13 protein-coding genes are annotated in these 12,442 nt (G+C 65.3%); 8 read left to right on the top strand and 5 right to left on the bottom strand.

Features of this window, described 5'->3' with window-relative positions; translation table 11 throughout:
- Positions 1 to 352, top strand: a 352-nt coding sequence (locus NKJ26_RS32310; protein WP_352699828.1) for a helix-turn-helix transcriptional regulator, incomplete at its 5' end; no start/stop codon positions are given.
- Between the two features lie 22 nt (positions 353 to 374).
- Here the strand turns inward: NKJ26_RS32310 and NKJ26_RS32305 are convergent.
- The 3 genes from NKJ26_RS32305 to mntR form a co-directional block, all read right to left on the bottom strand.
- Positions 375 to 1,634, bottom strand: a complete 1,260-nt coding sequence (locus tag NKJ26_RS32305; RefSeq protein ID WP_352699826.1) for a TCR/Tet family MFS transporter — start codon at positions 1,632 to 1,634, stop codon at positions 375 to 377.
- Between the two features lie 320 nt (positions 1,635 to 1,954).
- Positions 1,955 to 2,881 carry a KPN_02809 family neutral zinc metallopeptidase gene (gene ypfJ, locus NKJ26_RS32300; RefSeq protein ID WP_352606909.1) on the bottom strand — a complete coding sequence of 309 codons (927 nt, stop codon included), beginning with the start codon at positions 2,879 to 2,881 and terminating at the stop codon, positions 1,955 to 1,957.
- Positions 2,882 to 3,117: 236 nt separating this feature from the next.
- Entirely contained in the window at positions 3,118 to 3,570 is a 453-nt protein-coding gene (gene mntR, locus NKJ26_RS32295) for a manganese-binding transcriptional regulator MntR (protein WP_352606911.1), read from the bottom strand.
- A 230-nt stretch (positions 3,571 to 3,800) separates the two neighbouring features.
- Between mntR and NKJ26_RS32290 the strand changes: the two genes are divergently transcribed.
- The 3 genes from NKJ26_RS32290 (at position 3,801) to NKJ26_RS32280 (ending at position 6,862) form a co-directional block, all read left to right on the top strand.
- Positions 3,801 to 5,165, top strand: coding sequence for an Nramp family divalent metal transporter (locus tag NKJ26_RS32290; RefSeq protein WP_352699824.1), 1,365 nt, complete (start codon positions 3,801 to 3,803; stop codon positions 5,163 to 5,165).
- A gap of 82 nt (positions 5,166 to 5,247) precedes the next feature.
- Positions 5,248 to 6,090, top strand: coding sequence for a protein-L-isoaspartate O-methyltransferase family protein (locus NKJ26_RS32285; RefSeq protein ID WP_352699822.1), 843 nt, complete (start codon positions 5,248 to 5,250; stop codon positions 6,088 to 6,090).
- 121 nt (positions 6,091 to 6,211) lie between these two features.
- The gene (locus NKJ26_RS32280; protein ID WP_352699820.1) at positions 6,212 to 6,862 is read left to right on the top strand and encodes a dihydrofolate reductase family protein; all 651 of its coding nucleotides are present in this window, start codon (positions 6,212 to 6,214) and stop codon (positions 6,860 to 6,862) included.
- A 57-nt stretch (positions 6,863 to 6,919) separates the two neighbouring features.
- Here the strand turns inward: NKJ26_RS32280 and NKJ26_RS32275 are convergent, their stop codons facing one another.
- Positions 6,920 to 7,786 (bottom strand): LysR substrate-binding domain-containing protein, encoded by an 867-nt coding sequence (locus NKJ26_RS32275; protein WP_352699818.1) that lies wholly within the window; start codon positions 7,784 to 7,786, stop codon positions 6,920 to 6,922.
- 123 nt (positions 7,787 to 7,909) lie between these two features.
- Between NKJ26_RS32275 and NKJ26_RS32270 the strand changes: the two genes are divergently transcribed.
- Positions 7,910 to 8,509, top strand: coding sequence for a LysE family translocator (locus NKJ26_RS32270; protein WP_352699816.1), 600 nt, complete (start codon positions 7,910 to 7,912; stop codon positions 8,507 to 8,509).
- A gap of 148 nt (positions 8,510 to 8,657) precedes the next feature.
- Here the strand turns inward: NKJ26_RS32270 and NKJ26_RS32265 are convergent, their stop codons facing one another.
- Entirely contained in the window at positions 8,658 to 9,836 is a 1,179-nt protein-coding gene (locus NKJ26_RS32265; RefSeq protein ID WP_352699814.1) for an MFS transporter, read from the bottom strand.
- A 202-nt stretch (positions 9,837 to 10,038) separates the two neighbouring features.
- Here NKJ26_RS32265 and NKJ26_RS32260 point away from each other — a divergent pair, with 202 nt between their 5' ends.
- The 3 genes from NKJ26_RS32260 to NKJ26_RS32250 all read left to right on the top strand — a co-directional run bounded on the left by NKJ26_RS32260 (position 10,039) and on the right by NKJ26_RS32250 (position 12,335).
- The gene (locus NKJ26_RS32260; protein WP_352606926.1) at positions 10,039 to 10,395 is read left to right on the top strand and encodes an ArsR/SmtB family transcription factor; all 357 of its coding nucleotides are present in this window, start codon (positions 10,039 to 10,041) and stop codon (positions 10,393 to 10,395) included.
- A 108-nt stretch (positions 10,396 to 10,503) separates the two neighbouring features.
- Positions 10,504 to 11,259, top strand: coding sequence for a metallophosphoesterase family protein (locus tag NKJ26_RS32255; RefSeq protein WP_352699812.1), 756 nt, complete (start codon positions 10,504 to 10,506; stop codon positions 11,257 to 11,259).
- A 287-nt stretch (positions 11,260 to 11,546) separates the two neighbouring features.
- Entirely contained in the window at positions 11,547 to 12,335 is a 789-nt protein-coding gene (locus NKJ26_RS32250) for an SH3 domain-containing protein (protein ID WP_502903259.1), read from the top strand.
- The last annotated feature ends 107 nt before the right edge of the window (positions 12,336 to 12,442 follow it).

The following is a 12,442-nucleotide window of genomic DNA, read 5'->3' as shown; positions in this document are numbered from 1 at the left end:
CCCCGCCACGGTGGGGGGGAAGCCGGCCCTCGACGGTAACGCCGCCGACAAGCTTGCAGGCAGGGCGAGCCGGTCTACCCCCACTCGGTCGAGCTTGGCGCGACACCTCTCCCCCGATCGACGGGGTAGAGGAAAGGCCGCTGACGTGACCATGGACATCTTGCTTGGCTCCAGCCGGCTCAAGGCGCTGCGCAACTGGCGCCAGCTGACGCAAGCCGAATTGGCTGCTGCCATTGATGTCAGCCAGGGTTTCCTGTCGGACCTCGAGTCCAATCGCCGCAAACCCTCGGCGCAGACAAGCGCGATGCTGGCGAAGGCGCTGGATGTTCCCGGTGAATGGATCGAATTCTAGTCTGCTCCCGGCCCGCCACGGCTCATACCTGTACTCGATCGTCCGAGGTCGTGACGCTTGCGCGTGTCACGGGCCTTGCCACTTTGGTGACGAAGACGATGAGCGCCAGCGTCAGGAAAACCGCGCCGACCAGATAGGGCGCGCCGCCGAAGATCACGGGCGCGTTCGGCCCCGTGAACCAGGAAAAGATCGCGGTGTAGAGCAGCGGCGTGACGATCGAGGTGATCGAGAAGATCGACGTCATGGCGCCTTGCAGTTCGCCCTGTGCCGAAGGCGGCACCTTGGCGGCGGCGAGGCTCCTGAGCGGCGGGTCGGCCAGCGCTTCGAGACAGCCGACGACGATCACCGCGTAGATCATCCAGCCTTGCGACGCGAAGGCGTAGCCGAAGGCACCGAGCGCGGTGAATGCAAGGCCGATCACCGCCGTCCTCCACTCGCCAAGCCTGGGGATCACGCGCGGCAGGACCGTCGCCATGACGATCGCGCCGCACAGGCCGAACGCGCCGAGCGAGAAGCCGATCTGCTGCTCGCTCCAGCCATAGCGGTAACTGGAGACGAACGACCATACCGCCGGATACATCATGTGGCCGAGCGTCATCAGGAAGAAGACAAGCCCGATCCAGCCGATGCCCTTGTATTGGCGCATCTGGAGGAGCGTGCCGACCGGATTGGCGCGCTTCCACTCGAAGCGGCGGCGGTGCTTTTCATCAAGCGTTTCCGGCAACAGGAACAGCGCGATGAGGAAATTCACCAAGGCAAGGCCGGCGGCGAAATAGAACGGCACCCGCGGTCCGAACGTGCCGAGCAGCCCGCCGAGCACTGGCCCGATGACGAAGCCGACGCCGAAGGCGATGCCGAGCAGGCCGAAATTCTTCGCCCGGTTCTCATCGTTCGAGATGTCGGCGATGAAGGCCGATGTGGTCGAATAGCTGGCGCCGGAAATGCCGGCCAGTACGCGCCCGATGAACAGCATGGGGTAGGACCAGGCGACGGCGCAGATCAAATTGTCGATGGAGAAGGTCAGCACCGAGGCGAGCAGGTTCGGCCGCCGTCCGAACCGGTCGCTCAAGCCGCCCATGATCGGCGCGAAAAAGAACTGCATCGCCGCATAGACGAAGAACAACCAGCCGCCCTCGATCGCCGCCTCGCTGATGCCGACGCCGGTCAATTCCTGCAAATAGGCCGGCAGCACCGGCATGATGATGCCGAAGCCGATAATGTCGAGCAGCAGCGTGGTGAAAACGAGCGCAAGGCCCCGCCTGGCGGTTCTGGGGTCGATCATGATGGGTCAAGCTCCTCTGACCGCCCTGGGCTGTCGCCCAAAAATGGCGTAGCGGTTTGGGACAACGACATGCACAAAAACAAAGACCTAAAGCGCGTCGACCGAATTCGTTTCAACGTGACGCACTTTAGGGGACCCACCTTATACGCGATCCCGGCACAGAGAACAATACGGGAACAACCAGGATGTTCACCATCCTGACATCCCCTGACGACGCCCTCGCGGTCAGATCAGCCTTGCGGTCCGAGGGACGCGCGGCACCGAAGGAGCGCGCAGAACGCCATCGGATAGCCGCCTGAGTGGAATTTCCAAACAGTCTCTCAGATCGGCCCGCTCAGCGTGTTGCAGTCCGAGAGCTTGCCGCTCTTGTAGCCGCGCGCCAGCCAGGTCTGCCGCTGCTGCGAGGTGCCGTGGTTGAAACTTTCCGGCACGACATAGCCCTGCATCTTCTTCTGCAGCGTGTCGTCGCCGATCTGCTTGGCGGCGTTCAGCGCGCTCTCGATGTCGCCCTGCTCCAATATGCCTTTCTGCCCGGTGTAGTGCGCCCACACACCGGCGAAACAGTCGGCCTGCAGCTCGATGCGCACCGACATCTGGTTGGCCTCGGCCTCACCCATGCTTTGCCGCATCTGGTTGAACTTTGACATGATGCCGGTCAGGTTCTGCACGTGGTGGCCGATCTCATGTGCGATGACATAGGCGCGCGCGAACTCGCCCGAGGCGCCGAACTGCTGGTCGAGCTGCTGGAAGAAGGTCATGTCGAGATAGACCTTGTGGTCGCCTGGGCAATAGAAGGGTCCGGCGGCCGCCGAGGCAAAGCCGCAGGCCGAACGAACCTGGCCGCTGAACAGCACGAGCTTCGGGTCCTCATAGGTCAAGCCTTGCGACTTGAAGATGCCGGTCCATGTGTCTTCGGTCTCGGCCAGCACGGTCGCCACGAACTGCTTCATCTCATCGCTGGCGGGTGTACCCGTGCCGCCGTCCTGGCCGCCGCTGTTGTCGGTGATCTGGCCGCCGCCGCCCGGCAGCAGTCCGCCGTCGCCACCGCCCAGGATCGTCGACGGATCGAAGCCGAAATACCAGCCGGCCAGCACCACCAGGATGACCAGGAAGATACTCGAACCGCCACCGGCGCGACCGCCGATCGGGATGCGGAACTGGCCGGGGCTGCCACCGCCCAGCCCACCGCCGCTGTCGCTGCGGGCGTCCTCGACATTGTCACTCTGACGACGGCCTCTCCAGAGCATGGCAACTCCTCGCGCTTCGCCGTTGTTCCGGTAAGGCCGGTTCAATCCGAAAAACAATTATCCCAACGATAGTCCCAAGTCACAGCATTTTTCGCGGCCGCCGCCGCGCTGGCATGGCGGTTTCAGCGCACTGGCCGAGACTGTTCCGGTAGACCAACGGTCTTCGTCATCCACGGGCGAAGCGAACGCGAAGCGCCGCTCCGCCCGTGGGTGAGGAATGGAGCCTGGCAAAGTCCTCAGCGCGCCGTCATCGCCTTGCGAAATGCTTCCAGCGTCTCGGCGCTGACGTGGTGCTCGATGCCCTCGGCATCGATGCGCGCCGTCTCGGCGCTGACGCCGAGCGAACGCAAAAAGGCTTCCACCGTCTGGTGGCGGATGCGGCTTTCCTCGGCGACCTTGCGGCCGGCATCGGTCAGGAACACGCCGCGATAGGGTTTCCTCGACACCAGCCCGTCGGCGCACAGCCTGGTCAGCATCTTGGCCACCGTCGGCTGGGCGACGCCGAGACGTGCGGCGATGTCGACCTGCCGCGCCTCGTTGCCGTCCTCGATCAGGTCGGCGATCAGTTCGACATAGTCCTCGACGAGGGCACTGCGGCGCGCTTCGCGCGTGTGCCGGAAGCCTTCCGAATGAACGTCGGCGTCGGGCAGCGGCTTTTCGCGCGGGACCGGTCTGTTCTTCAGCGCCAATGCGCGATCCTTCCGGGAGTTCGGCCGTCCACGCTTTCATAGCACGGGCTCTGATTCTTCAGGCCGTTTATTTGCATTTTGCGAGAGGTGCAACCGGCGTCCGCGATTGTGCGTTTGGCAGGATTGGTCCGCCTCGGCAAAAAGCATATACAATGAAATATAGCATATTGCATAATGTTGAGCCCGAGCGTAGATTAAAGGCATCTCCAAAGGCCGCGGAAAGCCCTTCCATGTCAGAAGCAGAAGTCACAGCCCCCCGGTCCGCTTGGCATTTCGCCAGACGGGACGAGGACGACCAGCCCAGCCTGCGCGAGGTCAATTCCTCCATCGCGGTGCCGAGTTCGGGCGTCTGGTTCCGTCGCCTGTTCGCCTTCATGGGCCCGGGCTACATGGTCTCGGTCGGCTATATGGATCCCGGCAACTGGGCGACTGACCTCGCCGGCGGCGCCCAGTTCGGCTACACGCTGCTGTTCATCATCATGCTGTCCAACCTGATGGCGATCCTGCTTCAGGCGCTGGCCGCCCGGCTCGGCATCGCCACCGGCCGCGACCTCGCCCAGGCCTGCCGCGCCTATTATCCCCGTCCCGTCAATTTCGTGCTGTGGATCGCCTGCGAACTCGCCATCATCGCCTGCGACCTCGCCGAGGTGATCGGCACCGCGATCGCGCTGCAGCTCCTGTTCGGCATTCCGCTGATCGGCGGCGCCATGCTCACCGCGCTCGATGCCTTCCTCGTGCTGCTCCTGATGAACAAGGGTTTCCGCTATCTGGAAGCCTTCGTCATCGCGCTGCTGATCATCATTTTCAGCTGCTTCGCCATCCAGATATTCGTCGCCGCCCCGCCCGCCGGAACGATCCTGCACGCCATGTTCGTGCCGTCGTCGGAAATCGTCACCAATCCGGCGATGCTCTACATCGCCATCGGCATCATCGGCGCCACGGTCATGCCGCACAATCTCTATCTGCACTCCTCCATCGTGCAGACGCGTGCCTATGAACGCACCGAAGCCGGCAAGCGCGACGCCATCAAATGGGCAACCACGGACTCCACCATCGCTCTGATGCTGGCCTTGTTCGTCAATGCCGCCATCCTGATCGTGTCGGCCGTGGCCTTCCATGACACCGGCCATCACGATGTCGCCGAGATCGGCCAGGCCTTCGAGCTGCTGTCGCCGCTGCTGGGCCTCAGCATCGCCTCGATCTTGTTCGCCGTGGCGCTGCTCGCGTCGGGCCTGAACTCGACGGTGACCGCGACGCTGGCCGGTCAGATCGTCATGGAAGGTTTCCTGCGGCTGCGCATTCCGCAATGGGCGCGCCGGCTGCTGACGCGCGGCCTCGCCATCATCCCGGTGGTGATCGTCACCGCGCTCTATGGCGAAAAAGGCACCGGCCAGCTGCTGGTGTTCAGCCAGGTGATCCTGTCGATGCAACTGCCCTTCGCGGTCATCCCGCTGGTGCAGTTCGTTTCCGACAGGAAGAAGATGGGCAGCCTTGCCATTCCGCGCGGCGTTGCCGCACTGGCCTGGATCGTCGCCGCGGTCATCCTCGTGCTCAACTTCAAGCTGCTCTACGACACGATGTTCGGGGTCGGCTGAGGTCGGCCTCGCCGAGAAGTCGCCCATCTCTGCCGCGGAGCTAGTTCCCGCGGCAAACCAATCCGCGCTATCTTCCTGCGTCATGGCCAGGATCGAAGACATCAGGAGGTTCTACGCGCGGCTCATGGCCGCCAACGCCGGCTCGCCCGATCCGCGCCTGGAGGAGGTTTTCGCCGAGGTGCCGCGCGAGGCCTTTCTTGGCCCCGGGCCATGGAGGGTGATTGCCGGCAAGGGCGTGGTCACGACGCCAAGCGCTGACCCGGGCCACATCTACCAGAACGTGCTGGTGGCGCTCGACACCGACAAGGGCATCAACAATGGCGGACCGTTCCTGCACGCCATGTGGATCGGAAAACTGGCACCGAAACCCGGCGAGGCCGTCACTCACATCGGCGCCGGCACCGGCTACTACACCGCTTTGCTGGCTAGGCTGGTTTCACCCGGCGGCACTGTGACCGCCCTGGAACTCGATGAAGACCTGGCCGGCCTCGCGCGCAAAAATCTCGAAGACTACGCCAATGCGACCGTCGTCCATGGCGATGCCGTCACGGCGCCGTTGCCGCCGTCCGACATCGTCTACGTCAACGCCGGCGTCGCGGCACCCCCGGCCGCATGGCTGAAGGCATTGCGCCCCGGCGGCCGCATGATCTTCCCCTGGCGTCCGGCCGAACGCGTGCCGCTGGCGGTGATGGTGACCCGCACCGAAAAGGGTTTTGCCTGCGACCCGTTCATGCGCTCCTGGTTCATTCCATGCTTCGGCGCCTCGGTCGCGGATCTCGCGGCGAAAATCCCGACAACCGGGCAGGCCGTGCGCAGCCGCTCGATCTGGCTGACGAGCGACAGGGCGCCGGACCGCACCGCCACCGCCATCCTCGGCGACGTCTGGTTCTCGTCGAAAGCGCTTGGCGCCAAACCCGGCAACTGACGCGGCAATGGGCGCGCTTGCCCAAAAATTTGCTGGACCCTGTCGGAACCGGTGCGGGCCGTCCGTCCTTGGGCCATAGTCCGGCCGCGACGGCGTGGATGGACACAACAGGAGAGCACAAATGAGAAAGATCATCGCCGCGACATTCATCAGCCTCGACGGCGTCATGCAGGCGCCGGGCGGCCCGGAAGAGGATCCGGTCGGCGGCTTCAAGTTCGGCGGCTGGACGTTCCACTACTTTGACGAGGTGGCGGGCGCGGCAATCGATGAATTATTCTCCAAGCCCTTTGCCCTGCTGCTCGGCCGCAGAACCTACGACATCTTCGCCGCTTACTGGCCGTACCAGAAAGATCCGATCGCGGATGCCTTCAACCCTGCGACCAAATATGTGGCGACGCATCGGCCGGATACCCTCGCCTGGCAGAACACGCAATCGCTTGGGCCGGATATCGTCGCGACATTGCGCCGCCTCAAGCAGGAAGATGGACCTGACCTGCTCATCCAGGGATCGGGCAATCTGATCCAGACCTTGCTCGCCAACGGGCTGATCGACGAGATCCGGCTGATGATCTTCCCGCTGTTGCTGGGCAAGGGCAAGCGGCTGTTCGGCGATGACGCGATGCCGGCCGCCTTCAAGCTTACCAAGTCGCAGACTTCCAGCACCGGCGTCATCATGGCGACCTACGAGCGCGCGGGCGAGATCAAGACTGGGTCATTCGCCCAGGACAAGCCGTCGGATGCCGAGGTCGAGCGGCGCAAGAACTGGAAGTAGCACGACCTGGGTTCCTCGCCCTTCCCGGACGGGGGAGAGGAACCCGGGCCCTGCCCCTCAAGCCGCCTGTGGCCGCCGCGCCAGCCCGTCGCGTATATGCCGCGCGAATTCCTGCACGGCCGGCGCCGCGCCATGCCCAGGCAGATGCAAATTGATCGAAAAATTCGGCAGCGGCGGCAGGCCGGTCTCGAACGGCAATATGTCGAGATCGGGCGGTACCGTGGAGGCCAGCCAGGCGGTGACGGCAAGATCCGAACGGACCGTCGCCGTCGTCGCATCGATATTGCCGTTCTCGAACACCGTGCGCCACTCCAACCCATGCTCGCTGAGCGCCGAAAGCACCGCTGGGCGGAAAGCGCAGGTGTCGGCGACGATCGAGACCGGCAGCGGCCGCTTGGCCCGGGCAACGCCGCCTTTGGCGCCGACCCACACCAGCCGGTCGACGGCAAGGCACTCGCCGGCCGTCGGGCCGACCCGTTCCTCGATCACGGCAAGGTCGATGGTTCCGGCCGCGAGCGCCGCCGTCAGCTCCGGCGACGAGGCGCAGACCAGTGATATCTCGACCTGCGGATAGGTCTCGGCATAGGCCTTCAGCACCGGCGCCAGCAAGGTGCCGACTAGGTCGTAGGGCACGCCGAGCCGCACCTGGCCGGCCACCGCGGTGCCCGCCATCTCGCTCCAGATCTCGTCATTGAGGCCAAGCAGCCGCTTGCCCTTGCCGAACAGACGCTCGCCGGCGCGGGTCAGCCGCAGGCCGCGCCGGTCGCGCTCGAACAGGCTGGAGCCGAGCGCCTCCTCAAGCCGCTTGACCTGCTGGCTGACGGCGCCCTGCGTCAGGTGCAGCGCGTTGGCCGCCGCCGTCATGCTGGCCTTGTCGGCGACGGTGACGAAGGTGCGGATCAGCGCCATGTCGAGATTTCGCATGGCTAGCATTATGCTTGCTAATGCCGACCATGGCAAACATTGCATTTACTGAAGTTGGCACGTGGCTACAATGCAGCCCTGGCATGAAAAAAAAGCGCGTCGAAGCGCTTCAGAGGAAGCCGCATGATCGAGCCTATCATTCCCCTCGTCCTGTTTGCGATCGTTGCCACCACCACGCCCGGCATCGCCACGACATTGTCGACGGCGTCCGGTGCGCAGTTCGGTTTTCGCCGATCCGTTCCCTTGCTGATCGGCAGCGCCGCCGGCCTCGCCACCGTGACGGCCGCCGCCGCCGCCGGGCTTGCCGGCCTGCTGCTCGCCCTGCCTTCGCTGCAACTGGCGATGAAGATCGCCGGCTCGCTCTATCTCGTCTGGCTGGCGATCAAGATCGGCCGCAGCGGGCCGCCCGATCTGGATGTGACCATGGCCAAGCCGAACAGCTTTCTCGGCGGCGCCGGCATCCAGTGGATGAACCCGAAGGGCTGGGCCATGGGGTTGGGCGCTGCGGCCTCGTTCGCGGCACTGGCCAGCGGACCGATGCAGCTTGCGCTGCTGCTCGGCGCCACCTTTGGCCTTGCGGCGGCTGCCTCGCTGTCGCTGTGGTGCGTGGCCGGCATGCTGCTTGCCCGCCTGCTCAAGACCGAGTGGCAATGGCGCGCGCTCAACATCGTGCTTGGCCTGGTGCTTGCCGCATCGATCATTCCGATGTGGCGGTCGGCGTAGAGGCAAACGCCGCGGCAGCTTCTTTGTCCTGAACGAGAACAGCGCGCCTTGCAGAGCTTGGGTCGGCGCTCCCGCCGCACTGGACGAGATCGCCGCGCTGGATTTCGACCGGCCGCCGGCCTGAGCTGGCCGACGGCTTCAGCAAGGTCTACTCGGCAGGCATGGCAACTGGCCTCGCCAGCATCCGGCCGGCCAGTATGATGCCGAGCCCGATGATCGGGAAAACTGCCGCGACCAGGCCGAGATCGGCCGGCGCGCCAAAGCGAAGCACTACGCCGCCGACCACCGCGCCGAGCGCCACGCCGAGATAGAGTGCCGAGGCGTTGAGCGACAGCACGATCGGGGCAGCGTCCGGGGCGAGCTTGATGATGCGGCTGGCCTGCGCCGGCGGGAAGGCCCAGCCGACGATGCCCCACGGCACCATCATCGCCATCAGCGCCGGTCCGGCGATGTGTCGCGGGAGGAAGGTCGGGATGACCGACAGCATGACCAGCATGGCGGCACTCAGCACCAGTGACCAGCCGACGGTGCGGGTGGCGCCGAAACGGTCCGCCGCCTGGCCGCCGGCAATGTTGCCGATAACGGCGCCGATGCCGAAGGCGAGCAGCATGCCGGGCAGCGCGATCTGGCTCAGCCCGCCGCCCTCGATGGCGAGCGGCGCGACATAGGCAAAGACGCTGAAGGCGCCAATCAGCGCCAGCAATGTCGTCACCAGGATCGGCATCACGCCGGGCCGCACCGCCGCCGCCAGCCGGCGCTTCAAGGGCAGCTTTGTGCCGACGATGCCGCGCGGCAGCCGGTACCACAGGATGGCGCCGGCAAGCGCGCCAAGGCCGGCAATGGCATAGAACGTGCCGCGCCAGCCGGCGATCGCCGCGATCAGCGCGCCGAGCGGCGCGCCGACCGCGACCGCCACCGTGGTTCCGCCGACGACGACGGCAATGGCGCGGGCCCGGTGATGGTCGTCGACCAGCGCCACCGCGGTGCCTTGCGCGGTCGCCGCGAACAGGCCCGACGACAGCGCCATGACGATGCGCGCGATCAGCAAGATCTCGAAGGAAGAACTCATCGCCGCTGCGATGTTGCCGATGACGAAAAACACCAGCGTCCACAGGATGACACGGCGCCGGTCCCATTCGCCGGTCAGCGTCGCCAGGACCGGCGTGCCGATCGCATAGGCGAGCGCGAAAGCGGTGATCAGCGTGCCGGCGAGCGGGATGGAAATGCCGGCATCCCGGGCGATGTCGGGCAGAAGGCTGGAGATGACGAAACCTTCGGTCGAGATCGTGAACGATCCGAGCGCAAGCCAGAAGAGACGCTTGTCCATGGGAATGTCCTTAGTTCAAAGGTTATTGAACAATTGGACATAACAAGGCATCCTGTCAATGAGCCAGGGAAAAATAGCAGAACCATCCTGACAGCACTGTGTCAGCAGCTGGGCCAGCGCGGCCGCGAAACGGAGGAACGATGTACGGCCGGGACGGGACAGACGCGTTGAAATCGGTCGGAACTGCGCTTAGGTTCCAGCCATGACCTTGCCCCACCCCAATACGGACCAGATCAGCCTGCCGGTCGTGCTTGGCGTGCTCGGCGATCCGACGCGGCTCGCCATCGTGCGCTATCTCGCCAGCAAGCAGGGCGTGCCGTTGAACTGCAGCCAGTTCCTCGAGTTCGGCTCGAAGACCAATCTGAGCTATCACCTGGCCAAATTGCGCGAGGCCGGCGTCACCCGCGCCGAGGTGGTCGGCACCAACCGCATGATCACGCTGCGCCGCGCCGACCTCGACGCCCGCTTCCCCGGCCTGCTCGACAGCGTCATTGCCGCTGCCGGCGACGACCCCGCGCTGCCGGCGGTTGGCGGCCATGATTTGGAAGTGCCGGTTTAAAGCTGTCCTCTCCCTCGCGAAGCGACACTCCCGTAGGGCGAGGAACCCAAGTCCCGATAGGTTTGCTTTTCTGACCAGCCATTTGTGAACCTACGGAGCCTCCCAAAAATGCGCATTGCCGTCCTCGCCGATATCCATGGCAACGTGCTCGCCCTCGACGCCGTGCTTGACGATCTGCGCCAACGCGGCGGTGCCGACCTGACCGTCAATCTCGGCGACAGCGTTTCCGGCCCGCTATGGCCGCGCGAGACGTTTGACCGGCTGCAAGCGCTGAACCTGCCAACGGTGCGCGGCAACCATGACCGCCGCGTCGCCGTGGATCCGGCCGACGAGACCATGTGGGCTTCCGACGTCTACGCGCAGGAACGCCTGACGGAGGCGCAGCGCCAGGTGCTCTTCGCCCAGCCGCTGACGCTGGAGATCGCGCCCGGCGTGATCGCCTTCCACGCCCGCCCCGACCATGACGAGAAATACCTGCTCGATACGATCGCCGATGGCCGGCTGGTGCGCGCGCCGCTGGCTGCGATCCGGCGGCGGCTGAAGGCGCTCGACCCCTGCCGCATCGCGCTGTGCGGCCACAGCCACCGCGCCGAGCTGATCCGCATCCCCGACGGCCCCGTCATCTTCAATCCGGGCAGCATCGGCTGCCCCGCCTACGACGATTCGACGCCGCCGGCGCATGTCTCCGAACAGGGCTCGCCGCACGCGCGCTACGGCATCGTCACCTTGGGCAGCGCCAGCCGGCCCGACCGCTTCGAAGCGATCGCGGTCGACTACGACCATGAGGCCGCCGCGCGCCAGGCCGAACAGGCGGGACGACCCGAATGGGCCCACGGGCTGCGCACCGGATTCATGCCCGGCTGAATGCACTTGCATTCATGATGCCAGGCTGAACGCTTTTGCATTCAACGCCAGTTGAATGCACTTGCATTCATACACCCAGCTTTGCTCATGCCGGGCTGAACGCCGGCGTTCCACAGCGCTTCGAGAAGGCCCGATCATCTCGGTTGTAGACACGGCGCCGCGCCGTCGCTTATAAAACCGGCTTCGTGTGCGGCAGCGTTTTGGGTCTGGCGGTGCCTTTGGGAATACAATCTATCTGCCACGGCCTGACAGGGCGCCGAATTACACTTCGCAAAGCGCTCTACGCATTGATCGCCGTTCCGTTGCTGCTGACGGCGCTCCATGCCGAAGAGGCGCCCTTCATCTCCATCGTCACCGGGCTGGCGCCGGACGACCTGCTCAACGTCCGCAGCGAGCCATCGCCGATCGGCAAGACCGAAGCCCGTCTGGCCGCTGGCGCGAGCGTGAGAAACCTCGGCTGCAACGATATTGGCGGGCGTCAATGGTGCAAGATCGAGTCCGACAATCCGAAGGCCATCGGCTGGACGCCGGCGCGCTATCTCTTGCCTGTCAATCCGGCGACCGTGCCCGACCAGCCGGCGGACGCAGCCGCCGCGACCGATGCCGGCGAAGCTCCCGCCCAGCCGCCGCCGGCGCCGCCGCCCGACCTCACCGCGCGCCTCGGCGCGGCTGATCCGGCCGCCCCCGAAAAATCCATGAAATCCGCCGCCGTCACAGCCATGCTGGATGCCTACGGACTGGCGCTGGCGGCGGCTGAACCCCCGCCGGCCGCTCTTGTCCCCGGCGCTATCGAAATTCCCTGCGCACGCAATGTCGGCCAACCCATGACCCTTTGCGCGGCAAGCGTCGTGCACAAGGGCTCGGACAAGGCCGACGTGACCGTCACCTGGCCCGATGGCGGCACCCGCGTCATCTCCTTCGATGGCGGCCTGCCGGCCGGCTCGGACGCGGACGGCGATTTCCGTTTCACCCGCGAGGGCAGCCTGAGCATGATCCGCGTCGGCATCTCAGAGCGCTTCGAGATCACGGATGCCGTGGCGTTTGGTTTGCAAGGCAGTAGGGCAATAGGGCAGTAAGGCAGTATGTGAAGTGCCTGGAGTGACTGCCCTACTCCCCTACTCCCCTACTCCCCTACTCCCCTACTCCCCTACTCCCCTACTCCCCTACTCCCCTACTCCCCTAC

The organism is Mesorhizobium sp. M0152 (assembly GCF_040322415.1).
GTDB lineage: Bacteria > Pseudomonadota > Alphaproteobacteria > Rhizobiales > Rhizobiaceae > Mesorhizobium.
Note: the sequence above shows the minus strand (reverse complement) of the source record. Positions and strands in the feature narration are given on the sequence as shown.